Origin of the sequence: Mesorhizobium sp. BR1-1-16, from assembly GCF_020165495.1 — a bacterium.
In the GTDB taxonomy this organism is placed as follows: domain Bacteria; phylum Pseudomonadota; class Alphaproteobacteria; order Rhizobiales; family Kaistiaceae; genus Kaistia.
The window spans coordinates 301,293-327,094 of sequence record NZ_JAIUIE010000004.1; the positions used below are offsets into that span (position 1 = coordinate 301,293).

21 protein-coding genes, 1 tRNA gene and 1 pseudogene are annotated in these 25,802 nt (G+C 66.2%); 6 read left to right on the forward strand and 17 right to left on the reverse strand.

Features of this window, described 5'->3' with window-relative positions; all coding sequences use genetic code 11:
* Window positions 1–4: 4 nt before the first annotated feature.
* The 7 genes and pseudogenes from LB518_RS12145 to LB518_RS12175 all read right to left on the reverse strand — a co-directional run bounded on the left by LB518_RS12145 (window position 5) and on the right by LB518_RS12175 (window position 9,572).
* Window positions 5–2,128, reverse strand: a complete 2,124-nt coding sequence (locus tag LB518_RS12145; RefSeq protein ID WP_224577769.1) for a ParB/RepB/Spo0J family partition protein — start codon at window positions 2,126–2,128, stop codon at window positions 5–7.
* Window positions 2,129–2,302: 174 nt separating this feature from the next.
* Window positions 2,303–3,496 carry a DUF932 domain-containing protein gene (locus tag LB518_RS12150; protein ID WP_224577770.1) on the reverse strand — a complete coding sequence of 398 codons (1,194 nt, stop codon included), beginning with the start codon at window positions 3,494–3,496 and terminating at the stop codon, window positions 2,303–2,305.
* A 327-nt stretch (window positions 3,497–3,823) separates the two neighbouring features.
* Window positions 3,824–5,971 carry a DEAD/DEAH box helicase gene (locus LB518_RS12155; RefSeq protein WP_224577771.1) on the reverse strand — a complete coding sequence of 716 codons (2,148 nt, stop codon included), beginning with the start codon at window positions 5,969–5,971 and terminating at the stop codon, window positions 3,824–3,826.
* A pseudogene (locus LB518_RS12160) lies at window positions 5,946–6,522 on the reverse strand (BREX system ATP-binding domain-containing protein); the annotation flags it as partial. The pseudogene LB518_RS12160 and the gene LB518_RS12155, both read right to left, overlap by 26 nt.
* A 584-nt stretch (window positions 6,523–7,106) precedes the next feature.
* Window positions 7,107–7,183, reverse strand: a tRNA-Arg gene (locus LB518_RS12165).
* Between the two features lie 269 nt (window positions 7,184–7,452).
* Entirely contained in the window at window positions 7,453–8,301 is an 849-nt protein-coding gene (locus LB518_RS12170) for a sugar phosphate isomerase/epimerase family protein (RefSeq protein ID WP_224577772.1), read from the reverse strand.
* A 176-nt stretch (window positions 8,302–8,477) separates the two neighbouring features.
* A complete protein-coding gene (locus LB518_RS12175; protein ID WP_224577773.1) occupies window positions 8,478–9,572 on the reverse strand; it encodes an AbrB family transcriptional regulator in 1,095 nt (364 codons plus the stop codon).
* Between the two features lie 116 nt (window positions 9,573–9,688).
* On the opposite strand from LB518_RS12175, the gene LB518_RS12180 reads away from it, so the two are divergent.
* Window positions 9,689–10,330, forward strand: a complete 642-nt coding sequence (locus LB518_RS12180; RefSeq protein ID WP_224577774.1) for a LysE family translocator — start codon at window positions 9,689–9,691, stop codon at window positions 10,328–10,330.
* On the opposite strand, the gene LB518_RS12185 is transcribed toward LB518_RS12180, so the two are convergent.
* The 10 genes from LB518_RS12185 to mutM form a co-directional block, all read right to left on the reverse strand.
* The gene (locus LB518_RS12185) at window positions 10,308–10,733 is read right to left on the reverse strand and encodes a hypothetical protein (protein WP_224577775.1); all 426 of its coding nucleotides are present in this window, start codon (window positions 10,731–10,733) and stop codon (window positions 10,308–10,310) included. The genes LB518_RS12180 and LB518_RS12185 overlap by 23 nt on opposite strands.
* Before the next feature lies 1 nt (window position 10,734).
* A complete protein-coding gene (gene recQ / locus LB518_RS12190; RefSeq protein ID WP_224577776.1) occupies window positions 10,735–12,540 on the reverse strand; it encodes a DNA helicase RecQ in 1,806 nt (601 codons plus the stop codon).
* Window positions 12,541–12,635: 95 nt separating this feature from the next.
* Window positions 12,636–13,259, reverse strand: coding sequence for a LysE family translocator (locus LB518_RS12195; RefSeq protein ID WP_224577777.1), 624 nt, complete (start codon window positions 13,257–13,259; stop codon window positions 12,636–12,638).
* Window positions 13,256–14,428, reverse strand: coding sequence for a DNA replication/repair protein RecF (recF, locus tag LB518_RS12200; protein ID WP_224577778.1), 1,173 nt, complete (start codon window positions 14,426–14,428; stop codon window positions 13,256–13,258). The genes LB518_RS12195 and recF overlap by 4 nt, the downstream gene beginning before the upstream one ends.
* Window positions 14,425–15,552, reverse strand: a complete 1,128-nt coding sequence (dnaN, locus tag LB518_RS12205; RefSeq protein WP_224577779.1) for a DNA polymerase III subunit beta — start codon at window positions 15,550–15,552, stop codon at window positions 14,425–14,427. The genes recF and dnaN overlap by 4 nt, the downstream gene beginning before the upstream one ends.
* 183 nt (window positions 15,553–15,735) lie before the next feature.
* Window positions 15,736–17,259 carry a chromosomal replication initiator protein DnaA gene (dnaA, locus tag LB518_RS12210; protein ID WP_224577780.1) on the reverse strand — a complete coding sequence of 508 codons (1,524 nt, stop codon included), beginning with the start codon at window positions 17,257–17,259 and terminating at the stop codon, window positions 15,736–15,738.
* A 29-nt stretch (window positions 17,260–17,288) separates the two neighbouring features.
* On the reverse strand, window positions 17,289–17,735 hold the full coding sequence (locus tag LB518_RS12215; RefSeq protein WP_224577781.1) for a rhodanese-like domain-containing protein: 447 nt from the start codon (window positions 17,733–17,735) through the stop codon (window positions 17,289–17,291).
* Window positions 17,736–18,385: 650 nt separating this feature from the next.
* Window positions 18,386–18,652 carry a 30S ribosomal protein S20 gene (gene rpsT, locus LB518_RS12220; RefSeq protein ID WP_073053666.1) on the reverse strand — a complete coding sequence of 89 codons (267 nt, stop codon included), beginning with the start codon at window positions 18,650–18,652 and terminating at the stop codon, window positions 18,386–18,388.
* Window positions 18,653–18,802: 150 nt separating this feature from the next.
* Window positions 18,803–19,576, reverse strand: coding sequence for an enoyl-CoA hydratase (locus tag LB518_RS12225; RefSeq protein WP_224577782.1), 774 nt, complete (start codon window positions 19,574–19,576; stop codon window positions 18,803–18,805).
* A gap of 58 nt (window positions 19,577–19,634) precedes the next feature.
* A complete protein-coding gene (gene mutM, locus LB518_RS12230) occupies window positions 19,635–20,498 on the reverse strand; it encodes a bifunctional DNA-formamidopyrimidine glycosylase/DNA-(apurinic or apyrimidinic site) lyase (protein ID WP_224577783.1) in 864 nt (287 codons plus the stop codon).
* Window positions 20,499–20,596: 98 nt separating this feature from the next.
* Between mutM and ubiE the strand changes: the two genes are divergently transcribed.
* From ubiE to dut, 5 genes are read left to right on the forward strand one after another with little or no spacing between them, the layout of a single operon-like run.
* Window positions 20,597–21,427 (forward strand): bifunctional demethylmenaquinone methyltransferase/2-methoxy-6-polyprenyl-1,4-benzoquinol methylase UbiE, encoded by an 831-nt coding sequence (gene ubiE / locus LB518_RS12235; protein WP_224577784.1) that lies wholly within the window; start codon window positions 20,597–20,599, stop codon window positions 21,425–21,427.
* Window positions 21,428–21,440: 13 nt separating this feature from the next.
* Complete coding sequence (gene ubiB / locus LB518_RS12240; RefSeq protein ID WP_224577785.1) at window positions 21,441–23,015, forward strand: 2-polyprenylphenol 6-hydroxylase; 1,575 nt, start codon at window positions 21,441–21,443, stop codon at window positions 23,013–23,015.
* A gap of 19 nt (window positions 23,016–23,034) precedes the next feature.
* A complete protein-coding gene (gene coaBC, locus LB518_RS12245) occupies window positions 23,035–24,264 on the forward strand; it encodes a bifunctional phosphopantothenoylcysteine decarboxylase/phosphopantothenate--cysteine ligase CoaBC (protein ID WP_224577786.1) in 1,230 nt (409 codons plus the stop codon).
* Entirely contained in the window at window positions 24,261–25,289 is a 1,029-nt protein-coding gene (locus LB518_RS12250; RefSeq protein ID WP_224577787.1) for an Lnb N-terminal periplasmic domain-containing protein, read from the forward strand. The genes coaBC and LB518_RS12250 overlap by 4 nt, the downstream gene beginning before the upstream one ends.
* Window positions 25,290–25,302: 13 nt before the next feature.
* Window positions 25,303–25,782 carry a dUTP diphosphatase gene (gene dut / locus LB518_RS12255; protein WP_224577788.1) on the forward strand — a complete coding sequence of 160 codons (480 nt, stop codon included), beginning with the start codon at window positions 25,303–25,305 and terminating at the stop codon, window positions 25,780–25,782.
* Window positions 25,783–25,802 lie beyond the last annotated feature (20 nt).

The following is a 25,802-nucleotide window of genomic DNA, read 5'->3' on the forward strand; positions in this document are numbered from 1 at the left end:
TCGGCTATTCAGCCGCGATCAAATGCATGTCGATCTGGGCCGGCTCATCTTCGATCTGCGGCTCGGATTCCGCCATGGCCGTTTCGCCGCTGTCTTCCGCCGTATCTTCGACCTCACGATCGCTGGACTGGCCAGTCTCCGCAGACGGCGTGTCGTCGACTTCGGTGACCAGATGGCCGGGCGTGCGCAACGGCTCCGGCAACCAGCCGGACCCGGCGAGCAGCGCCTCGGCCTTTTCGGCCATGTCGCCCTTCTTGAGGTGCTCGATGCGGTCACCGGCACGTGTACCCTTCGCCTCGCGCACCGACGCGAGGATGCGCGCCTTGGTGACACGGCCGAGATAGGTGTCGATCGTGGGCTCCCATCCGGCTGCGACCATGTCGAGATCGACCGCCTGGGCGAGCTGGTCGGCGTGGGCGAGCGCGCGAGGCCGACGATTGTAGGCCTCATAGATCGCGTTGACCGACAACGACACGCAATGGGCAAACAGGGCGTAACGGCTGTCGCCATCGAACGCCTGCAGCGCCTCCCACAGATCGCCAGGCTCCTTCGGAAGTGCCGCCACCCACGTCTGATGGCGGCCATCGACCGCCGAGGCCAGGCTGCTGTCATTCAGACCTGGCGCCTGCGCGCCGAAACTGACGCTCTTCAGGTCGAACTCCAGGCAGGTGTCCGAGCCATAGTGATAGAAGGCTCGAAGAGTGAGCGCATGGAGCGCGGCGAGGAAGGCGACATCGGGTTGCTCGCCGAGCGCGTGGCGCAGAGCCAGCGTGCGATGGGCGGTCAGTTCGGTCATCAAGCGGTCCGGGATCGGCTTCAAGCCGTCGTCTTCCTCGGGGTCCGCCGTGGTCTCGATGTCCGGGGTCAGGTGATCGTCCTCATGCTCCGCGCGCGCCGCGATGGCGCTCGCGCCGGCCTCGATCTCGGGATCGGCTGCCGGCTCGATCGGGCGTTCGTCTTCTGGGCGGACATAGCCGCGCTCGACCCGCAGGTTGCCCGATCCGTCGATGCTGACGAAGGCGCCGGCGCGCGCGATCTCCTCGGCGTCGAAGACCATCGGCCGATCATCGAGCGCGCTGATCGCGGTCTCGATCTGACTGAGCCGTTCATCCACCTCGTCGGGCAGATCCTCGGCATCGGCATAGGTTTCCTCCAATCCGTCCAACTCGGCTTGCAGGGCGTCGCGCGTGGCCTGCTCTTCCTCGGTGAGAGCGGGGTGCTCGCCACGGAGGTGACGCAGGCCGTAAGTGTGACCGTAGGGGAAGTCCAAGGCCGCCTCGGTCCACTTCCAGCCTTCGGCGGAGATCGCCTCCGACTGTTCGCGCAGCTTCTCGGCCACCAGCATGTCGAGGAGGCCGACATCCTGCAGCCAACCGCCGTCGTCACCTTGGAACAGGTCGTGCATGATGACGCCGCCGGCTTCGACGTAGGCATCCAGCCCGACGAATTGCGCACGCTTGTCGGCGGCGCGGACCGCACCCTCGGTCAGCATCCGCCGGATGAGATGCGGTTCCTTGCTGTAGCCCTGTGCCAGGCGCTCGAACACCTGCTCCTGCCGCTCATGGTCGCCGTTGACCGTGAACGCCATGAGCTGATCGAGGGTCATGCCATCGGCGGCATAGGCGTCGAGGAGCTTGGGCGAGACCGACGCCAGACGCAGGCGCTGCTTCACGACCGACACCGAGACGAACTGGTTGGCTGCGATCTCCTCTTCGGACATGCCCTTCTCGCGGAAGGTCAGGAAGGCACGGAACTGGTCGAGCGGATGCAGCGGCGCCCGCTGGATGTTTTCGGCGAGCGAGTCCTCCTCGGCCATGCCGCCCTCGCGGATGACACAGGGGACCGGCGCGTTCTTGGCGAGGCGCTTCTGCTTCACCAGGAGTTCTAGCGCCCGATAGCGGCGCCCGCCGGCCGGGATCTCGAACATGCCGGTCTCGTTGCCGTCCGCGTCGCGCACCGGCCGAACTGTGGTGCTCTGTAGCAGTGTCCGGCGCGCGATGTCCTCCGCCAGTTCCTCGATCGATACGCCAGCCTTGATCCGGCGGACGTTCGCCTGGGAGATGACGAGCTGGTTGAAGGGAATGTCGCGAGACGACGACAGGGTGATCTTCTTGATAGCGGTAGCCATGGGGATGTACTCCACGACGGGCGACCGAAAGCCTCTCTCTCGACCTCAACCCGTCACGAAGCGAAGCGCCGCCCTCTTCCTCTAAAGGGGGCAGCGCCACGGACATGCAAACCGGAAAGACATAGAAGCGCAAAGCCGGAGACACGGAAAACCGCATCCCCGGCTTCATGAAAATCAGGCCGCTCGGTCGAGCAGCTTCTTCGCCTTGGCCTCCATGTCGAGGCGGGCATCCTGATAGGGCTTGTCGCGCGCGACTGCGGTGATGCCCTGCACGAAATCGAAGATGCTTTCGGGCGGCCGTCCTTCCTCGGCCAGCACGGTGTCGATGATCTTGCCGGTCTCGGACTTGGAGAAGCCGCGCCGGCGCAGGAAGTCGGTGCGATCCTCGTCGCTGCGCGCCACGATCCGCTCGCGGGCCGCCTTGATGCCGTTGACGAAAGGCAGCGGCGAGGAATTGGCGAAGTTCGCCAGCGCTGGCGCCGCCTCATGAGCGAAGCGGTTGGCGGCATATTTGGAATGGCGGATGGTGATCTCCTCGAAATCCTCCACGCCCCAGAGATTTCGATTCTGGCAGACGGCGCGGAGGTAGAAGCTGGCCATGCCGAGCGTCTTGGCGCCGACCTCGGAATTCCAGCAATAGAACCCCCGGAAGTAGAGGTCGGGCGAACCGTCCGGCAGGCGGCCGGCCTCTATCGGATTCAGGTCGTCGACCAGGAACAGGAAGACGTCGCGATCGGAGGCATAGAGCGTGGTCGTATCCTTGGTGATGTCGACGCGCGGATTGTAGACTCCGGTCGACCAGTCGAGCACGCCCGGCACCTTCCAGCGGGTGTCGCCCGTGCCGTTGCCGGCGATGCGCTGCACGGCTTCCACCAGTTCTGCGTCGAATATCCTCCCGTAATCTGGACCGGTGACGGCGCGCAGTTCCGTGCGGCCGTCATCGGTTTCCAGCGTCTTGATCTGCTCGGCGCGATTGGAAGCCAGGCCAAATTGCAAGTTGATCGCGGCGAGCGGCGCGGGAAGCTGGCGCAGATAGGCTGCCGGCGCGCCCACCAGGCTCGCGAGTTGGCCGAAGCTCCAATGGGTCGGCGCAATGGCCGTATCTGTGCCGGGCAGGATCAGGGCCAGTCGCTCCGGGTCGTTGCGGCTCGCCTCTACATGAATCAGCGCGCTTTCCATCACGCAAGTCCGGCTGCGGTCGGCACGGTCGCGTACCGATTGCGCCAGTTCGGAGAGCGAGATGTAACGTTCGTCGGCCGGACGCGAGAACCACTCAGACGAGACGCGGCCGAGCCGCTCGCCGCGGCTGACATCAACCTTATAACCACCGCTCTGGCTGTGACCGGCATTCGGCATCTGCATGTTCATGGCATCGATCTCCATGACGGCCGCCGAAAGCCTCTCTCTCGGCACTTACCCCGCCATGGAAATCCTGCCCGCACTCTCACTCTGGGCGAGATGGCAGGATGCCTGACACGAAAGCTCATTTGGCGTGGCTAAGGCCGACGAAGCTATTGCAACCAGGTCAGTAGGCAGCAAATCGCAGTGCCGTCCGAACAAAGCGAGCCTCGGAGAGCCGTCGCGTTTGCCCTCAAAGTCGATGGCTCTCCGTCGCGTCGGTTGGCGCAAACACAGCCAGAGCCACCTCCTGCAGCGCGGGAAGGTCGAGCCGCTCGACTTCGGTGACCCGGCTCATCAGCTCGGCGGAAAGGAACGCATCGAACTTTGCGAGCTGCGGCTGCGCAAGTCGGCGGACAAGCGCGCCGCCTTCGACCGGAGCGGCAGCAACGGCCTGCAGATGGTGGACGATTCCCGCGACGCTGCACTCCGCGACCTCGACGACGTGGCGCATCTGGGTGGCCTGAAGTCCCGCACCTGCAGCGCCAGCATCAGGGTACGGAGCTTCCTCGTTCCGACCCATGGCAAGATCAGGACGCCGCTGTCGAACGGCACGATGGATTGCCGCGCAAGCTCCATGTGCCTGAAGGCCGACCGCGCATTCTCGAGAAACAGCGTCGCCTGGTCGTCCAGATAGGGGTATGCTGCGGATCCGGCCAGGATTTCCCGCATCCGCGATACGATATGATCGTGAATGACAGCTCCGCCGCTTGTGAAATAGGGAGGCTTTCCCGACCGTGTCGGTCGCACGACGATGACGCGCGCATGGTCATCGACGTTCATGACCTGCCAGCGGCGACCGCCGAAGATCAGCGTCCCGTCCCGGGCAATGGGCATGCTGAGCGGATAGGTCCCGAGTAGACGCCCCTCGTGCAGGAGCCGGTATTCCTGTTCGGTCATGAACACAGGATAGAACTCATATGACTCGGTGAGGGTTTCGCCGGCCTCGCCGATCATCAGCAGTGCCTCCGGAGACTGCTCGATCAATCGGTTGGCCGACATCGACCGGAGCAGATCGGCGAAAAGCAGCTTGTCGACGGCGCGAAAGGGGCCCCTTTCGCAGAGCAGCTTCCATGCGACCGCCGCCCGGACCCCGCCCGTCTGCAGGATGAGCGCCAGCACCTGATGGATCAGCGTCGAGAGATGCAGTCCTGCCGACATGGGCGGCTCGCACCAGCCTGCGCGGAGGCACTCGACCATCGCGATCGACTGGACGAGATCGACATGGAGCCCGTCAATTGGATGCTGGCCTTTCGTCGTGGCGGGTTCCGTGACGAAGATGCGCAGCACAGCGGGCTTGCCGGGCCTGCGGCCCGACCGTCCCAGCCGCTGGCGCAGCGAGGCAACGGAGAAAGCCGGCCCGATCTGCGCCACCGTCTCGACATCGCCAATGTCGATGCCGGGTTCCAGCGTCGTCGTGACTACCGCCGTGGTCGGACGCGGATCATCGCGCAGCCGCTGTTCGACGTCCTCGCGGATCGCCTTGGAAAGATTGCCGTGATGGGGATAGAACTCGTTCGGGAGCCTGCTGGCCTCGCTCATCCGCCTGAGGCGATCGGCATAGATTTCGACCCTGGCGCGGGATCCGGCGAACAGGAGATTGCTGCGGCCGCGCAGCAATCGGAAAAGATCGTCGGCCAGCGCATCTGGAACGTCGTTCCCTTCGAATGCGTCGTCGGGCGCAGTGCCCTCCTCCGTCGGCTCGCCGTCTATCTCCAGCGGCTGGATGGGAAGCGCGTAGCCCCGGATCTGCAGCTTCAGTCCATTGCCCTCGTCCTTTCCCTCGACCAGCGCGACGGAGTTGCCCGCGCCCGGCCTCAGCGCTTCCGCGGCAAGGCGCATGTCGCCGAGGGTTGCCGAAAGGCCGATCCGGTCGATCCTGTCCCGCCCCGTGGCGACTTCGATCCGGCTGAGGATCGACAGGAGCTGCATGCCGCGTTCCGTGCCGATGAACGCATGCAGTTCGTCGATTACGACCGCGTCGAGGCGGCCGAATAGGCCCCGCGTCTCGCCGCTGCGACGCACCAGCAAGGCTTCAAGCGATTCAGGCGTAATGAGGACGATGCCCGACGGCCGCTTGCGGGCGCGCCCCTTGGCGTCCTCGTTCACATCGCCATGCCATTTATGCAGGGCGACGTCGCAGCCCTCGCAGAGGCTCTCGAGCCGCCGATGCTGGTCGTTGATCAGCGCCTTGAGCGGACTGACATAGAGAATCCCGAACCCGTCAGCGCTGCGCCGGCTCGTCGTGATCCGCGACAGCAGCGGCAGAAACGCCGCTTCCGTCTTGCCGGCGGCGGTACGGGCCGAAATGACGACGTCCCCGCCTGCCAGGACAACCGGGATCGCCTTTTCCTGCACATCGCGCAGAGACGACCACTTCTGCTGCCAGATCCACCGTCTGACCGGCTCGGCCAGCCGATCAAAGGCGGAGAGTGACAAGCTCATCATCCGGATCGTCGGCGGCGGCAATGATCTCATGGTCCGCGCTGGCGCCGCGATCTTCCATCACCTCGACCGATCCGAGCAGGCCCCGCCAATCCACGCCCGGATTTTGCTGGATGATCGCGAGAAGATCGACAAACGCCTTCACCGTATTGCGCGGCGTCCGGAAGTAGGCCTCGCCGATCCGCTGGGCGCAATGCTCCATGAAGGCGTGCAACGCCTCGTCCGGCACAGTCCTCGGCCTTGCCGGCAGCGAAGACATCGCGCAAGCGCTCGAGAAGATGGAAAAGGTCTTCAGCCGTCAGGCTGGGCAGGTTGAGGACCGGTCCGGTATAGTCGGCAAGCCCGTTTGCGGCGAAGCTGTTCGCGGCCAGCCGTGACTGCAAGGCCTCATAGGAATAGAGGCCGCGGCGCGTATCCATGAGAAACTCAGGCGTGCCGCCGAGAACGAATCCGATGCCCTCCGTCGTTCCCTGCAGGACATCATTGATAATCCGCAGGATCTGCTCGTAGTTCTGCTTTTGCGCCTGCACACTCTGCAGCTTGCAGAGATTGGCGCCCGACGCTAGGCCGCGCCGAGCGATTTTCGCCGGAACGATGACGGGACGCCCGATGGCTTCTGAGCTTGGTCAGGGAGCTATAATGATCATCGTCGGGACCGAGAGGCCTGCCGCTGGGGGCCAGCCCCGCCTCGACAACCTCGCGCTCGGGCACCACCGGAGGCAGGCTCGCCGACCGACCGCCAAGTAAGGCCCGCCCGCCGCCGGTTCACTGCTTCCGCTACCGCGCGCACCGGGTCGCTCTCGGCTTGCACCTATTTCGTGAAGATGGTCACCGTCTCGTGGCGGTTAGCGCCGTAGCAATTTTCGCGGGAGTCCGTTTGGCTAGGTTGGCAACCGAACGATGGAGGTTACCATTTGTTCCGATATGTCGAAGCCCCACGCGCTAGAGATTGCGCCGTCGGCCCGGACAGTAGGTGTGCTTCGAGGTGGGTTGTTTGGCCCCGGCCGCCTGGGCAACCGCATAGAAAACCGTCAAGCAGCGTGCAGTCTCGAAGAGAAGCGCCTCGACGCTCAAGGGCTTCGGCATACCGGCGGACCTGCGGTTAATCCAACCGAAGCATCGCAGCACAGAAAAGTGGTGCACCCGCCGCGATTCGAACGCGGGGCCTCTACCTTCGGAGGGTAGCGCTCTATCCAGCTGAGCTACGGGTGCCTTCTGCTTACGCAGTGCTTACGCGGAATTCCTGCGAGTGTTAAGTCCCAAAGGGCAAAACCCACAAGCCTCTGATTACAGTACTGCTTTTCGTCTCACTTTTCGCATCAGCGGGATTGACACGAGCCTTCGGAGGGCAGCGCTCTATCCAGCTGAGCTACGGGTGCTGAGCCGACGCCTCTCTTAGACGAAGGCGGGCGGCGCTTCAATGGCGAAAGACGAACGCGCGCCGTCGATGCGACGCGTTCCCGCCCACCTCGGCCTCGCCTCTAGATCAGCTTGTACTGGCGGGCCTTGTTGCGCAGGAAGGGCAGGCCCTCGGCCAGGAGCTGCTCGCGGCTGTCGGCCACCGGACGCCAGACTGAAAGGGCCGCGGCAAGCTGAGGCGGCATATGGACGAAGCTTTCCATCGCCATTCCGCCCTTGAAGCCGATGCCGGCAAGCCCGGCAAAGACCTCGTCCCAGGCGATCGTGCCGGTGCCGGGCACGCCGCGGTCGCTCTCTGACAGGTGGATATACTTCAGGTGCTCGCCGCCGGCGAGGATGGCGTTGGCCTGGCCCTTCGCCTCGATATTCATGTGATAGGTGTCGAGATGCAGGAAGACGTTGGGCGCGCCGATCTGCTCGATCAGCCCGAGCGCCTGTTCGGTCGTGTTGATCATGTGGTTTTCGTAGCGATTGACCGCCTCGATGCCGAGCTCCAGTCCGAGCGTCCGCGCATGGGCAGCGACCTTCTGCATCACACGGGCGACGACGTCATATTCCGCTTCCGTCGGCGGCTTGCCGGTGCGCTCGCCGATCGAGCCATAGATGACGCCCGACAACGCCTTGGCGCCGATTTCCGCGGTCTTGTCGAGTGCCAGCTTGAGAAACTCATAGGCCTTGTCGGGATTGCTGGTCGGGCGAGCATCGTCCGGCAGGCCGAGCGAGCAGACGGCCTCGATCTCGTGCTTCTGGAGCAAAGCGCGCGTATGGGCGGTATCGACCTTGCCGGGCTCCAGCAGCGCGATCTCGACAAAGGCAAGGCCGCGTTCCGCCGCTTCGGGAATGGCAAGCTCGGCTGCCTCGCGCGTCCAGCTATGTGACCAAAGACTGGTGTGGATTCCAAAGCCCTGCATGTCCGTCTCCTCCTTTGTCGATGCGACGGCTTGTCGGTGCGCCGTTTCCGCGATGCCCAAGGCTAGTGCAGTTTGAAGCGGCGCGACACCGCGCGCGGCGGCCGCGACCGTGCATTTTCTTGCATTGTGCACGATTGCCGGCCGGCATCTCGATGGCCGATCGCTGGCGCCCTCTTCTACGGGGCCGCAGGCGGATGGGGATGCATGCGGCGGGCGACGAAATGGGCGATCGAGGGCCCGGTCAACACGATGATGAAGAAGCGGACCGCCTGCAGCGCCATGACGAAGGAAAGATCGACGGGGGTCGAGGCGGCGATGACGGCGATCGAATCCATGCCGCCGGGGCTCGTGGCGAGATAGGCCGTGAGCGGGTCGATGCCCAGCAACAGGACGAGCAGCCCGGCCAGCAAGGCGCTGAAGGTCATCAGGGCAAGGATCGAGAGCGCGATCATCGGCATCACCCGTGCCGCGTGACGCACGACCGCCCGCGTGAAGCCGAGGCCGATGCGCCAGCCGATCAGCGCATAGGCCAGCGAGAGCAGCCATTCCGGCAATGCGATCTGGATGAGGCCCAGCCCCTGCAGCGTGGCACCGGCGATCATCGGGACGATCATCGCGCCGGCCGAAATCGGCAGCCACCGGCCAACGATGGTCCCGATCACGGCCACAGCGATCGTCGCCGCGAAGGGCCCGGGCTCCAGCGGCGGAAACCAGATGATCGGCGGCGGGTGGAGATCGCCGATGTCGAGCGCAAACCGCGCGACGATCGCCGCTCCGGCTGCCACCATGACGACGCGCATATATTGCATCAGCGCGACGAGGCGCGCATCGGCGCCGGCGGCTTCGGCCATCAGCACCATGGCGGAGGCGCCGCCCGGCGAAGAGCCCCATACGGCTGTTGTCCCGGGCACGATCCGGCGGTGGCCCATGAACCAGCCGAGCGCACTGGAGGCGAGGATGGTCGCCAGCACCACCGCCACGAACAGTGGCCAATCGGCCAGGAACGCGACCACGATCTCCGGCGTCATCGCCGAGGCGATCAACATCGAGACGATGGCCTGCGCCGCCAGCGACAGCGGGTTGGAGACGCGGATCGTCGCTCCGCTCAGCCCGGCGGCGATGGCCGCGATCATCGGGCCGAGCAGCAGGGCAGCGGGAAGCCCGACAACGAACAGCCCGCCCCCGAGAACGAGGGAAACTGCGAGCACGATGATCCACTGGAGGACTCGCGGCGCGGCACCGAACATCGTGGCAGGAGTGGTTGAGATCATCGGCCCCGAAATGCCTTGCGGAACCGATGATATCCGAACGGCTCCAGCACGCCACCGCCATTGCGGCAACCGCTCGCCGCCGTGCTATAGCTCAGTGGCTTCGGAGAAGGCCGGCCATGCTGCAATTCGTTCCCCAGACCTCGGTTCTCATCGCCTATCTGGTCGCGGTCGTCGCGCTGACGCTGACGCCGGGGCCGGACATGACGCTCTTTCTCGGCAAGGCGATCGGCCAGTCGCGGCTGGCCGGCTGCGCGGCGTTTCTCGGCGCGTCGACCGGGCTGGTCATCCATACCGTGCTGGTAGCAGTCGGCCTCTCGGCCCTGCTCGCCGCTTCCGTCACCGCCTTCACGATCCTGAAAGTGGTCGGCTCGCTCTATCTCGTCTATCTCGCGGTTCAGGCCATCCGCCACGGTTCGGCACTTTCGGTCGGAGGAAAGGGCTCGTCCGATCCGATCGGCAAGGTCTATCTCAAGGGTCTCGCGATCAATCTGCTCAATCCGAAGATCATCGTGTTCTTCGTGACCTTCCTGCCGCAATTCGTCTCTCCCGGCGATCCGCATGCCGCGGGCAAACTGATGTTTCTCGGCATCCTGTTCGTGGTGGTCGCGACGCCGATCAGCCTCGCCCTGATCTGGTTCGCGGGCTCGATCGCGACATTCCTGAAGCGCTCGCCCAAAGCGACGCGGGCCGTCGACTGGCTGTTCGCCGGCGTGATGGGCGCCTTCGCCGTGCGGCTCATTCTGGCGCACGGAAAATAGCGCGCTCACGCAGGCCGGCGCCGCGGCCGGCGACCACCCAATAGACGAAGCCGGCGGAGAAGCCCGCTGCGACCCGCGGCAGGAACTCCGTATTGCCCGGCAGGCCGACGAGCTGCAGCGCGAAGCCGAGCGCGCCGCCGAACAGCACCCAGGCGATCAGCGAACGGATGGCGAAGATCTCGGCGGCCGCGATCGCGACCAGAAACGGGACCAGCGCGCCCTGAGCGAGGATGCCGGTAAGCACGAAGGCCGGCGCCAGCGCGCCCGGCGGCATGCCATCCGGCGCGAACTGGAAGTCGTCGGCGTTGAAACCGAATGCCAGGAGATAGACCGCGACCGCGACGAGGATCGCCGCCATCAGTCCGAGCGGGATAACGAGGATGATGCGCAGGAACGTCCGCATCTCACGAGGCCTCGCTGATCGCCTCGAGGAACGCATCGCCGTAGAGCGACAGCTTCTTCTCGCCCACGCCCTGCACGGCCCGCATCTCCTCCCGCGTCGACGGGCGGAGCTCCGCCATCTCGATAAGCGTCCGATCCGGAAAGACCATATAGGCGGCGACGCCCTCGTCACGGGCGATCTCGCGGCGCAGCGCGCGGAGCGCCTCGAAGAGATTGGCCGCCTCGCCTTCGAGACCATCGGCCCGGCTCTCGCGCGCCGATGAGCGGCGGGCGCGCGGCGGCGCGTCCTCGACCAGGCGCAGTTCGATCGTCTCGCGACCGAACAGGATCGCCTCCCCCTTCTCGGTCAGGCGGAAGCCGCCATGCTCCTCGCTGGCCTCCGTGAGGGCGCCCGCTGCGAAGATCTGGCGGATCAGCGTGCGCCAGCCATTGGCACTGCGTGCCGTGCCGACGCCGAACGTCTTGATCTTGTCATGGCCCTGCCGCTGGATCGCCTCGGTGGCCTCGCCCCGCAGCACGTCGATCAGATGTCCGGCACCATAACGCTGGCCGGTCCGCGCCACGGCCGAAAGCACCATCTGTGCCTCCCGCGTCGCGTCGGCGAGCGCCGCTCCGCCCTGGCAAAGATCGCAGGCGCCACAGGGGCCGCTCTCCTCGCCGAAATATCCGAGCAGGGACTGTCGGCGGCAGGTGGCGCTTTCGGCGAGATCGATCATCGCGGAAAGGCGGCGATGCTCCAGGCGCCGCTGCGCTTCGGATACCGCCTTGTCGTCGATCTGGCGGCGGCGAAAGGCCATGTCCTCGATGCAGTAGAGCGTCAGCGTATCGGCCGGCAGCCCGTCACGGCCGGCGCGGCCGATCTCCTGATAATAGGATTCGACGCCGCCCGGAAGGTCGGCATGGATGACGAAGCGGACATCCGGCTTGTTGATGCCCATGCCGAAGGCGATCGTCGCGGCGACGACGACATTATCCTCCTGCAGGAAGATGTCCTGGTTCTTCGCCCGGAGCGCCGCGTCCATGCCGGCGTGATAGGCGACGGCGCGGCGGCCGGAGCCGTTCAGCCATTCGGCGAGCTTCTCGGTGCGGTCGCGCGAGGAGGCATAGATGATGCCGCTCGCCCGCTCATGGCGTTTCAGGAAGTCGGCGATCTGGCTTCGCGGCCGGTCCTTGGCCTCGAAGCGGAGATGGATGTTCGGGCGGTCGAAGGAGTGAACGACGATGCGCGGCGGCTTTTGAAACAACTGGCTGGCGATGTCGCCGCGCGTTGCCGCGTCGGCCGTCGCCGTCAGAGCCACGACCTGGGCATTGCCGAGCGCCGTGCGGACCGTGGCAAGCTGGCGATATTCGGGGCGGAAGTCATGGCCCCATTGCGAGACGCAATGCGCTTCGTCGATGGCGAGGCGGCGCACATTCGAGGCGGCCAGCAGCGACACCAGCCCATCGGAAGCGAGCCGCTCCGGCGAGACGAAGAGGAGCGACAAGTCGCCGGCGCGGACGCGGGCGAGCGCCTCGCGGTTGGCCTCATCGCCATTGCTGGAATTCAGTGTCGCCGCGGCCACGCCGACATGGGCCATCTGTTGCACCTGGTCGCGCATCAGCGCGATCAGCGGCGAGACGACCACCGTCAGCCCGCCATCGACGACGGCCGGAAGCTGGTAGCACATCGACTTGCCGGAGCCGGTGGGCATGACGGCGAGCACGTCTTCGCCGGCCAGCACGGCGCCGATGACCTCTTCCTGGCCGGGGCGGAAATCGTGATAGCCGAAAATGGTATTGAGCGCGGCACGGGCGCGCGAAAGCGTCATGGAGATCCTGGGCGAAAAGACTTTGGGGGCGGAGTGATTCGTTACCGGGATGCTAACGTCTCACCCCTCGCAATTCACGCCTTTCACGTGCAGCGTCAGCGCGCCGCGATGGCAACGGCGGCGCCGGCCATGACCGCGCCGCTTGTACGCTGAACGAGTTTCACCGCGCGCGGGCTGGTGATGAGGCTGCGGGCCCGAAGCGCGAGCACGATATAGAAGCCGAACACCACGGCCAGCACCGCCAGCGTCACGAGCGTCAACTCGACAAAGGCCAGCACGTCGATCCGCGCAAGATCGACAAGGCTAGGCAGCAGCGCGAGATAGAAGATCATGGTCTTCGGATTGCCCATCGTCACGGCAAGGCCGGCGAGAAAGAGACGCGCGTGGCTCTCGCGTCCCCGGGCCGGCGCGATCTGGCGCGCCTCGGCGGGGGCGGTCCACATCCTCACGGCGAGATAGAGGAGGTAGGCCGCGCCGGCATATTTGACCAGCATGAACACCTCGCGGAACGTCTCGGCGAGGACAGCGAGGCCGAGCACCGCGAGCGACAGCCAGACGACATCGCCGACCGCCATGCCGGAAACGAAGGCGACCGCCCCGTCCCGCCCCCGTCCAAGCACCCGCCCGACGATCGCGGCAATGCCGGGACCCGGCGCAAAGGCGGCGACGGCAAGCGCAAGGGCAAAGATCAGAAGGCCCGACGGCGACAATCCGGTCATGATGCAGGTTCCTCCCGCGCGAACGGCTCGATCCTACCAGCGCCGACCATGAAAATCTCGGCGGATGATGGCAGCTCGCCGAAGAGCGCCGGGTCGGCGCCTGTCATGAAGACCTGGCTCCCCAAGGCGTCCAATGCGTCGAACAGCGCGGCGCGGCGGCGACGGTCGAGATGGGCGGCGACCTCGTCGAGCAGCACCAGCGGGGCGAGACCGCTCGCGGCCGCGACGAGGCGGGCATGAGCAAGCACGATCCCGACCAGCAGCGCCTTCTGCTCACCCGTCGAGGCGCGCTCGGCCGCCACATCCTTGGGTCCGTGGCGGACCTTCAAATCGCTGGTATGCGGGCCGATGAGTGCCCGGCCCGCCGCCGCATCGCGCGGCCGGGCGTCGCGGAGCGCTCCGCGGAAGCGCTCCGTCGCTGCCGCCTCGCCGTCCGCCAGCATCGCCTCGACGGTGCCCTCGATGGTAAGGTCTGCCCAGGGAAACGGCGCATCGTCATCGCGGGTCCCAGCCGCGAGCACAGCCAACCTTTCGACCGCGCCGCTGCGCACACGGGCGATTTCGACGCCAAGCGTTGCGATCTCCGTTTCGATCCCGTCCAGCCAGGCTCGATCGGGTTGCGGCTCCTCAAGCAAGCGGTTGCGGCCGCGGAGCGCGCGCTCATAGGCAGAGACCCGGCTGCCGTGTCGGGCATCGATGGCGAGGACGAGACGATCAAGGAAGCGCCGGCGATCACCGGCAGCCCCGGTGAAGATGGCATCGAGCGCCGGCGTCAGCCAGACGACGCGGATATGCTCGGCGAAGGCCGCTGGCGAGCCGACAGGAGCGCCATCGATCCGGCAGCGGCGCGGCGAAAGCGCTCCGTCCGGAAGGCGTTCGATGCCCGTGCCGAGCCTGACATCACCGGAAGGGCCATCCAGCGCGATCGACACTGCAAAACCGCCGTCGCCGCCGGCCCGTGCCATCTCGGCGAGATCGGCCCGGCGAAGCCCGCGGCCGGCGGTGAACAGCGACAGCGCCTCGATCAGATTGGTCTTGCCGGCGCCATTCTCTCCGGTAAGCGCAACGAGCCGGCCGGCGACCGGCAGGTCGAGGCTCGGATAGGAGCGGAAATCAGAGAGGATGATCCGCGCGACGCGCGGCGCGGCGGACGGTTCGCCGACGCTCACACGCGCATCGGCATCAGGACATAGAGCGCGTCATCGTCGCCCTCGTCCTGGATCAGGGTCGGAGAGCCCGGATCGGCGAAGCGGAACAGCGCCGTCGCGGTCTTCAACTGCCCGGCGATGTCGAGCAAATAGCGCGAGTTGAAGCCGATATCGAGCGGCGATGCGCTGTAATCGACATCGAGCTCTTCGGTCGCCGAGCCGGAATCGGGATTGTTGACGGTGAGCGACAGGCGACCGTCATCGCCGAGCGAGAGCTTGACCGCGCGTCCGCGCTCGCTGGCAATGGTCGAGACGCGATCGACGGCGTCGGAGAAGGTGGCGCGGTCGACCTTCAATGCCTTGTCATTGCCTTGCGGAATGACGCGGGCGTAATCCGGGAAGGTGCCGTCAATCAGCTTCGACGTCAGCACGACAGGTCCGAAGGTGACGCGAATCTTGGTGTCGGAAATCTCGATCGCTGCCAGCGCCGCCGGATCGGGGGTGTCGAGCAGCTTCTGGATCTCGCCGACCGTCTTGCGCGGAATGATAATGCCCGGCATGCCATCGGCGCCTTCCGGCACGCTGGTCTGGGCGCGGGCAAGGCGGTGGCCATCGGTCGCGACCGCGCGCAGCAGCGTGCGGCCTTCGACAGTCGGCGTGTGCAGGTAGATGCCGTTCAGGTAATAGCGCGTCTCCTCGGTGGAGATCGCGAACTGGGTCCGGTCGATCAGCGTCTTGAAGGCTGTCGCCGGCAATTCGAACCGCACCGGGAACTGGCCGGTGGTCAAATCGGGAAAATCGGTCTCGGGCAGCATCTGCAGCGAGAAGCTCGACCGGCCCGAGCGCACCAGAACCGTCTGTCCGTCGGGCGCCGTCTCAAGCGCTACTTCAGCGCCGTCGGGCAGCTTGCGGACGATGTCGTAGAGCATATGCGCAGGGACGGTCGTCGCACCAGCGCGGCCAACCTCCGCCGGCACCGTCTCGAGGATCTCGAGATCGAGATCCGTCGCCTTCAGCGTCAGCTCGGACCCGCTCGCCCGGATCAGGACATTCGAGAGGATCGGGATCGTGTTCCGCCGCTCGACGACGCGATGAACGTGGTTGAGGGACTTGAGGAGACTGGAACGCTCGAGGATCGCTCTCATGGAAACGCGGGAACCCTGGCAGTGAGCCGCGCGCGGCGCGGGGTCGATTGAGGCGAGCGCTGCCGCCTCCACGGACGAAGGAAGGTGGCGGTTTCCGCCGCGGAAGGCAAGAGCGCCGACACCAAGCGCGGCAGGGAAAACCCGCCGCGGAGGAGAAACGCGCTTTGCGGTGAGCGCTGCGCGCTATTCGTCGATCATCCGCCGCAGGAGCTCGACCTCTTCGGCGAGGTTGCGGTCATCGCGCATCAGTTCCTCGACCTTGCGCACCGCATGCAGCACCGTCGTGTGGTCACGACCGCCGAAGCGGCGGCCGATCTCGGGCAATGAGCGCGGCGTCAGCGTCTTCGAGAGATACATCGCGATCTGGCGCGGCCTGACGATTGTCCGCGTGCGTCGGCTCGACAGGAGATCGGCCTTCGACACGTTGAAATGAACGGCGACGACCTTCTGGATGTCCTCGATCTTGACGCGGCGGGGCTCGCGCGCGCCGACGAGATCACGCAGCGTGATCTCGGCCGAGGCCATGGTCACCGGCTGGTTGGTGAACTGCCACTGCGCGACGAGGCGGTTCAGCGCCCCTTCGAGATCGCGGCCGTTGGAGACCACCGACTGGGCGACATATTCGATGACAGTGTCAGGGATCGCGACGCCGGTATTCTGGCCTTGCGCGAGCCGGTAGCGGCTCTTCAGGATCTGGCGGCGAAGATCGAGATCCGGCGCATCGATCTCGAAGGCAACACCGCCGCGCAGGCGCGAGCGCACGCGCTCGTCGAGCGTTTCGAGATCCGCTGCCGGCCGGTCGGCGGCGACCACCACCTGCCTGGCGCCATCGATCAGCGCGTTCAGCATGTGGCAGAATTCCTGCTGCACCGATTTGCCCTGCAGGAACTGCAGGTCGTCGATCAGCAGAAGATCAATCTCGCGCAGGCTCTCCTTGAAGGCGATGGCCGACTGGTTCTTGAGCGAGGCGACGAAGCGGAACATGAAATGCTCTGCCGTCAGATAGACGACCTTGCGCGCGGGATCGGCGGCGCGGGCAGCCTGGGCGATCGCATGCAGGAGATGCGTCTTGCCGCGGCCGACGCCGGCATGGAGATAAAGCGGGTTATAGGCGGTCGGGCGTCCCGACGGCGTTTCGGCGATGGCGCGCGCCGCGGCATAGGCGACACGGTTCGCCGACCCTTCGCAGAAGGTCTCGAAGCTGAAGCGCGGATCGACCGGCGAGCCAGGGCCTTCGCTGTCCGCGCGCTGCGGCGCGGCGATGATCACCGGCGCGGCGGGAAGGAGGGTCGGCTGAGACGCGGCCGGCTCGGAAACGGCGACGACCGGCTCGACACGGGCCAGCGGACGGGCACGGATCGTGCCCCGCACCACGAGCTCGATGCGGCGGATGCTCTCGATCTCGGCCTGCCAGAGACCGAGCAGCTTCTCGATATAATGCGCCTGAATCCAGGATTTCAGGAAACGGGTCGGGACCGTCAAATTCACGGAAAGGCCGTCGGCCTCGGCGAATTCGACGCGCGCGAACCAGCTCTGGAAAACGTCCTCGCCGAGTTCGCTGCGCAGGCGGCGCTTGACGCGGTCCCACAGGGCTGCATCGGCTGGGCCGGTAGTGGCAGAACCACTCACAACAATGCCCTCCGCATCGGCGATCGCCTTGAGCGCCGCCGTCCCGGAGCCGAAGTCTCCCGTCCTGTCATCGCGCATCACAGCCCCTCTGTTCATCGAAAGTGTCATCAAGATTGAACCCAGGGCAGCCCGGCGGCCTTCCAGCCGTCAACTGAACCCCGGTGCCGCCCCTCATCGAGCGGCCCCTCGAACCCGCCCGCGATATTGAAGCAACGGTCGAAACCTTCCGCCGCCATCGCCCGTGCCGCCGCAAGGCTGCGCACGCCGGAGCGGCAGAGAAAATAGAGCGCGGTCTCGCGGCCCACGCCGCGCCGATCGAGCTCGCCAGCGAGCACCTCGGCGAAATCGGCATTCACCGCCATCGCCGGAAAGCTCTGCCATTCGACCAGCAGCGTCTCCTTGCCGAGGGCCGAGAGGTCGACGATGCCGACATAGCCCCACTCCGCCTTGGTCCTGACGTCGATCAGCATCGACTGCGGCTCGCTGGCGAGACCATCCCAGGCTTCGGCAGCAGAGACATCCCCGGCAAAGGTTCCGGCAGGCGATTGAGACATAAATTACCCCTCATGCGGCCGCCTCACGGCAGCAGCACTATCGATCGTCGATGATGGTGCAGGACACAGGACCCTTCCAAAAGGAAGGCAATCAAATATGAAGACAAGCTACAGATTAATCAGACACAACTTCTCTATTCTCAAACACACACGCTCTTCTAATTCTACGGAAGCAACAACGCTGCTGCGAGACACATGAGAGCCCTGAGGGCGTCTGCGGCGAGAACTTGGGCCGCCGTCTCCATGAGGGGAAAATACACAGGGAGGGGTAGGGCCGCAACGGCTGAAACGGCCGAAGCGACGCCGCTGGCAGGCCCCGACGCCCCATTGCGACCGGGCCGGGCGATGACTCGTTCGGTAAGCCATTGCGAGTCAACGGATTCGGTTGGCAGGCACGGCCAAAGGCCATTCGATGCATAGCGGGCGAAAAATTTTAGCCGCTCTCCCCTTGACTCGCAGGGAATCTCCCCGCGCCAGAAGACCAATGGTCAAGCCATTGATATAGAAGCCATTTTCATGAGAAGCCGGCATGTCTGAAACGACGTCGATTCCGGTCGCAAATGCATTTTGCAGCGGGAACAGCCACTTACCCGCATAACAAAAAGCCCGGCCAAAGCCGGGCTCTTGCATCATCCCCAGAAAGGATTGATTCAGGCAGACAGGGCCTTCACGCGGGCCGCCAGACGGCTGACCTTACGCGACGCCGTGTTCTTGTGCAGCACGCCCTTCTGGGCGGCGCGCATCAGTTCCGGCTGCGCCTTCTTGAGCGCCTCGGCAGCGGTCGCCGCATTGCCGGAGGCAATCGCTTCCTCGACCTTGCGGACCTCGGTGCGCATGCGGCTGCGGCGGTTACGGTTCACAGAGGCGCGGCGAGCGATCTTGCGCGCGGCCTTCTTGGCAGAGGGCGTATTGGCCATTCAGGGCCTTCCTGGTCCATCAACGTGTTCGGGGTTTCCGCGCCGGCGGCGTCTCGCCACGGCAGCACGGAACGGCGGTCTTGACCCCGCCTCGGTTCGAGGGCGCCTTATAGTCGCGCTGGAAGACGCCGTCAATCGCCGCAGGCCGATTCAGCGATTGCGAAATTGCGGCGGGCGCTTCTCGGTGAACGCGGCCATGCCCTCGCGCGCATCCTCGGTCGCGAATAGCGAGTGGAACAGCCGCCGTTCCGTGCGGATTCCATCGGCAAGCCCACCCTCGAAGGCGCGGTTCACGGCCTCCTTCGCAAGCCGGACCGAGGGCTGCGACAGCCCGGCGATGCGTTCCGCGACCGCCAGCGCCGTCTCCATCAGTTCGGCGGATGGCACGACGCGCGAGACGATGCCGATCCTCTCGGCCTCTGCGGCATCAATCATCCGACCCGTCAGCACCATGTCCATGGTCTTGGCCTTGCCCACCGCCCTGGCGAGACGCTGCGTGCCGCCGGCACCCGGCATCAGGCCGAGCGTGATCTCCGGCTGGCCGAACTTCGCCGTATCGGCGGCAAGGACGATGTCGCACATCAGCGCCAGTTCGCAGCCGCCACCAAGCGCGAAGCCTGCGACAGCCGCGACGACGGGCTTTGTCATGCGCGCAAGGCGCTCCCAGGCGGCGACGAAATCATTCTCGAGCAGATCGACATAGGAAAGCGGCTGCATCTCCAGGATATCGGCACCCGCGGCGAAGGCCCTGTCCGATCCGGTCAGCACGACCGCGCCGATTGCGGCATCCGCCTCGAAGTCGTCGAGCGCCTGGTTCAGTTCGGCGACGAGGTGCTTCGACAGCGCGTTCAAGGCCTTCGGCCGGTTGAGGCGAATGATGCCGACGGCGCCCTGTCGCTCGACGATGACGGTCTCGAAACTCAAGCGCAGCCTCCCTGATCGGATGCAGAAGGGGTAACGGACACCGGCGGCCCCGGCAAGCTCAACGCTGGCAGACGAGGCAATGGAAGGTGGAGCGGCCGGATTGGACGGTGCGCAGGATCATGCCATCGCAGCCGGGCGTCGGACAGGCTTCGCCCTCGCGGTCATAGACGCGGAAGGCATGCTGGAAATAGCCGAGTTCGCCATTTGCCTGGCGATGATCGCGCAGCGACGAGCCGCCGGCTGCGATCGCCTCGCCGAGTACGGTCCGGATCGCCTCCGCCAGGCGGTCGGCCTCGACTTCCGTCACGGTCCCCGCCGGGCGCAGCGGCGACAGGCCCGACCGGTGCAGCGCTTCCGCCACATAGATATTGCCGAGCCCAGCGATGAGCCGCTGGTCGAGCAGCGCCGCTTTCAGAGGCGTGCGGCGGTCGCGCAGCAGCGGTGCGAGCGCCGGGCCGTCGAAGGCATTGCCGACCGGCTCCAGCCCCAGCGCGGCCAGATGCGGCGAGGCGGCATCGCCGGGCCCATCGGCGAGGTCCATGAAGCCGAAACGGCGCGGATCATTGTAGATGACGGCATGGCCGTTCGAGAGATGGAACACGACATGGTCGTGCGCCGCCTGCTTGTCGCGTGGATGGTAGAAGATGCCGGGCGTCGTGCTTGCGCCGCCCTCCTCGATGCGGAACGAGCCGGACATGCCCAGATGCATGATGAGCCGCGTGCGGTCGTCGAGATCGGCGAGGAGATATTTCGCGCGCCGTCCGAGGCTTTGCACCGTCCGGCCCGCAATCCGCTCGGCGAAACGCTCGGGAAAGCGGAAGCGAAGATCGGGCCGTCGCAATTCGACGGCCTCGATGCGGGCGCCTTCGAACACCGGCTGCAGGCCGAGGCGGACGGTTTCGACTTCGGGAAGCTCGGGCATGGTGTCGCTCGTCCTGACTTGGGCACCCGCCACCGTGGCGCGGTGGAAGCGCTTCGGTTATCAAGGACCCTCAAGCGTCATATAAGGAGCCGCGTGCCATGGCTACCCAGACAGGAATGGCTACCCCATCAGGATCGGCTGCCCGAAGCGAGAGCGCGGGAGAAACTGTCGCCGAGCGCGCCGAGCGTCAGGCCTCGTTTGGCTTTCGCGACGTCGCGGTCGAAGCGAAGCAGGGCATGGTCGACGCGGTGTTCCACAAGGTCGCCGCCCGCTACGACCTGATGAACGACGTCATGTCGGCCGGCATGCATCGCATCTGGAAGGATGCCGCCGTGTCCTGGCTGGCGCCACCGCGTGGACGGCCTTTCGAGGTGGTCGACGTTGCCGGCGGCACCGGCGATATCGCGTTCCGCATTGTCGGCCGCTCGGGCGGGTCGGCCCATGTGACGGTCGCCGATATCAACGCCTCGATGCTCGATGTCGGGCGCGAGCGCGCCGAGAAGCGCCACCTCGCGGACAATGTCGACTTCACGCTCGGCAATGCCGAGGAATTGCCGTTCGAGAGCGGCCGGTTCGACGCCTATACGATCGCGTTCGGCATTCGTAACGTGCCACGGATCGAAAAGGCGCTGGCCGAGGCCTACCGAGTGCTGAAGCCTGGCGGGAGGTTCCTGTGCCTCGAATTTTCCGCCGTCGACGTGCCCGTGCTCGACAAGATCTATGACGTCTATTCCTTCAATCTCATCCCCGGCATGGGCAAGCTCGTCGCGGGCGATGCCGAGAGCTATCAGTATCTCGTCGAATCGATCCGCCGCTTCCCGCATCAGGAACGGTTCGCCGATATGATCCGCCGGGCCGGCTTCTCGCGCGTCAGCTATCGCAATCTGACCGGCGGCATAGCGGCGATCCATTCCGCCTGGAAGACCTAAGGCCGCGACGGGAATGACAATCGGCCCTGTCCAGCTCTTCCGCCTCGCGCAGGCGGGCTTCGTCCTCGCCCGCGAGGGCGCGTTCAGCATTGTCGAAATCGACGACCTTCCGCCCGGCGCAGCGCTCGGTGTGCGGCTAGGCCGACTGCTGGAGCGCCGCCGCGCCCGCAGGGAGGATCGCGGCGCCCGCATCTCGGCGGCGCTGAACCGCCTCGGGCCCTCCTATATCAAGCTCGGCCAGTTCATGGCGACCCGCGCCGATGTCGTCGGCGAGGACGTCGCTGATGCGCTTGGCAAATTGCGCGACGAGATCGCGCCATTCGGCGAGGCTGCGGCGCGGACGTCGATCGAGCACAATCTCGGGCGGCCCACCGATGCGATCTTCGCAGCCTTCTCGCCGCCGGTCGCCGCAGCGTCGATCGCCCAGGTCCATAAGGCCGAACTGATCGAGGCCGATGGCACCCACCGGGCCGTCGCGGTCAAGGTGCTGCGGCCGGGGGTGCGCGGGCGCTTCCGCCGCGATCTCTCGACTTTCTATGCTGGCGCCGAACTCGCCACGCGGTTCGACCCGCAGATGAAGCGGCTGAAGCCGGTCGCGGTCGTCGATATCCTCGCCCGCTCCGTTTCGATGGAGATGGACCTTCGCCTCGAGGCGGCGGCGCTGTCGGAGATGGCGGAGCGGACCAGCGGCGATCCAGGCTTTCGCGTGCCCAAGGTCTATTGGGCGCAGACGGCGCGCGATGTGCTGACGCTCGAATGGATCGACGGCATCAAGCTTTCGGATCCGGCCGGCATCGCCGCGGCGGGTCACGATCCGAAAGAGGTGGCGCGCCGGCTGATGCAGGCCTTCCTGCGCCATGCGATGCGCGACGGCTTCTTCCATGCCGACATGCATCAGGGCAATCTCTTCGTCGATGCGAGCGGCGACGTCGTGGCCGTCGATTTCGGCATCATGGGCCGGCTTGGCCTCGCCGAACGGCGCTTCCTCGCCGAAATTCTCTACGGCTTCATCCGCCGCGATTATCTCCGCATCGCGGAGGTGCATATCGAGGCCGGCTATGTGCCGCCGCGCCACGCCGCCGAGGACTTCGCGCAGGCGTTGCGCGCCATCGGCGAGCCGATCCATGGCCAGCCCGCGCGCGACATCTCGATGGCCAAGCTGCTGACGCTGCTGTTCGAGGTAACGGAACTCTTCGACATGCAGACGCGGCCCGAATTGCTGATGCTGCAGAAGACCATGGTGGTCGTCGAAGGCGTCGCCCGTTCGCTCGACCGCGATTTCGATATGTGGAGCGCCTCCGAGCCGGTCGTCCGCGACTGGATCGAGCAAAATCTCGGGCCACTCGGCCGCATCGAGCAGGCGGCGAGCGGGCTTGGCGAATTCGGCCGCGCCGCAACGCGGCTGCCGGCGCTGCTGGAGCATGGCACGCGCGTGGCCGCCCAGCTTGACGCGGCAACGCGTGATGGCATTACGCTCGCGCCCGAGACCGTGGCGGCGATCGGCCGTGCTGAGGGGCGTGGCAATCGCTGGCTGGCGATCGGAGTCTGGGTGGTGGCGGCGCTGCTCGCCTATCTTGCGCTGCGATGATCGGGAAGGGAGAAGCCGCATGACCGACGCCACGCCAGGTCCGCTCGCCAGCCGCGCCATCCTTCTCGTCATCGGCGGCGGCATTGCAGCCTACAAGGCGCTCGACCTCATCCGCCGGCTCAAGGAACGCGGCGCGGCGGTCACCGTCGTCATGACGCGCGCGGCCTGCCAGTTCGTGACGCCGCTCGCCGCTGGCGCGCTGGCCGGCGGTACCGTCTATACCGAACTCTTCGACCGCGAGGCCGAGCAGGATGTCGGCCATATCCGCCTGGCGCGCGGCGCCGATCTCGTCATCGTCTCGCCAGCGACGGCCGATCTGATGGCGAAGATGGCAGCTGGCCTTGCCGACGACCTCGCCACCGCCGTGCTGCTCGCGACCAACGCGCCGGTCCTGATCGCGCCAGCGATGAACCCGGCGATGTGGAACCACAAGGCGACACAGCGCAACGTCGCACGCCTGATAGCAGACGGAATTGCTTTTGTCGGCCCGGCGAGCGGCGAGATGGCCGAGCGCGGCGAAGCCGGCACCGGTCGCATGAGCGAGCCGCTCGAGATCACCGCCGCCGCCGAGGCGCTGCTCGCGCCTGGCGAGAAGCCGCTCGCGGGCAAGCATGTTCTCGTGACGGCGGGGCCGACCCATGAGCCGATCGACCCGGTGCGCTACATCGCCAACCGTTCCTCGGGCAAGCAGGGCTTCGCCATCGCCGCCGCCGCCGCAAGGGCGGGCGCCCGGGTGACGCTGGTACATGGCCCCGTCGCGATCCCGCCGCCGGTCGGCGTTACCGCTGTCGGCGTCGAGACGGCGCGGGCGATGCTCGCCGCTGTGGAAGCGGCGCTGCCAGCCGATATCGCGATCTTCGCCGCGGCGGTTGCAGACTGGCGCCCGTCGGCCGAGGCAAGCGGCAAGATCAAGAAGGACGGCAGCGGCCGCGTTCCCCCGCTCACCATGACCGAAAACCCCGACATCCTCGCCACGATCGCCCATCGTCCCGCTGGGCGGCCGGGTTTCGTGGTGGGCTTCGCGGCCGAGACCGATGCGCTTCTCGACCATGCCCGCGCCAAGCTCGCGCGGAAGGGCGCCGATCTCATCGTCGCCAATGACGTCTCGCCAGAAAGCGGCGTCATGGGCGGCGCCGACAACGAAGTCGCTCTGGTGACCCATGAAGGCGTCGATCGCTGGCCGCGTCTCGGCAAGGACGAAGTGGCGCGCCGGCTCGTCGACTGGATCGCCGGGCGGATTCCACGATGATCGTCCTGCGCGGGCTCGGCCGGCTCCTGTTCGCGCTGGTGATCCTCCTCACGGGAGGCTGGGTTGCGCTGGCCTTCTGGTTCCAGCTGCCCTTCGGCCAGCAGGCCGTCGTCATCGCCATCGTCATCTGGGCAATCTTCGTCGTCGCGATCGTGCTCAACGAAATCGTGAAGCCGACCTGGCGCTCGCGCATCGTCTATGGCCTCGCTTTCCTGGCCGTGCTCGGCTGGTGGTCGACCATTCGCCCGTCGAATGATCGTGACTGGGCCGACGCCGTCGAACACGGCGTGACCGGGACGGTCGCGGGGAACATCGCGACGCTGCAGAATGTCCGCGATTTCGACTGGCGCTCGGAAATGGAGTTCACGCCGCGCTGGGGCACGCGGCGCTATGATCTTTCCACGCTCTCCTCGGTCGACCTGATCCTTGCCTATTGGGATGGCCCGGCGCTGGCCCATGCCATTGTCTCGTTCGGCTTCGACAATGGCGACCACATCGCCTTCTCGGCCGAAATCCGGCCAGAGGCGCAGGAGACGTTCTCGGCACTCGGCGGCTTCTTCCGTGAATTCGAGCTTGTCCTGATCGGCGCCGACGAGCGCGATGTCGTCAAGCTCAGGACGAATGTCCGCGGCGAGGATGTCTATCTCTATCCGCTGACGATGCCGAAACCGGCCATGCGGCAGCTCTTCCTCTCCTATATCGAACTCGGCAACGATCTCGCGGCCACGCCGCGCTTCTACAATTCGCTCACGGCCAACTGCACGACCGTCGTCTTCCGCCTCGTCCGCGCGCTCGACCCCGGCCTGCCGCTCGACTGGCGCATCCTCATCTCCGGCTATCTGCCCGGCTATCTCTTCGACCGCCAGAGTCACCCGGCCGGCATGACGCTGGACGAGTTCCGCAGCGCGGCCGCGATCAGCGAACGGGCGCGCGCAGCCGGCGCGGCGCTCGATTTCTCGACGCGCATCCGCCTGCCGACGCCGCCGGCACCGACGCCGGGCGACGGCGGGTCGCCCGCCCCTTGAGCAAGAGACCTCAATGCCATCCGAACCCTCCATCGAGCTGAAGATCCTCGACCCGCGCCTCGCGAGCTGGGGACTGCCGGCCTATCAAAGCGCCTCGGCGGCCGCCATCGATCTGCACGCCTGCATCGACGCTCCGCTGACGCTCGTACCCGGGGCCCCGGCGGTGCTGGTGCCGGCCGGCTTTGCGATCTTCATCCGCGATCCCTTCCTCTGCGCCGTGATCCTGCCGCGCTCCGGCCTTGGCCATAAGCAGGGCCTCGTGCTCGGCAATGGCGCCGGGCTGATCGACGCCGACTATCAGGGACCGATCATGGCGAGCCTCGTGAACCGCAACCCGCCGGGGGGACCGCCCGTGGTTATCGAGCCGGGCGCCCGCATCGCGCAGATGATGTTCCTGCCCGTGGTGCGGCCACGCTTCGCCGAAGTCGAGGCCTTCACCGATGAGACAAGCCGCGGCGGCGGCGGCTTCGGCTCGACCGGCGGCGGCGGTTGAACTAGGCTCGCTCCAACCAA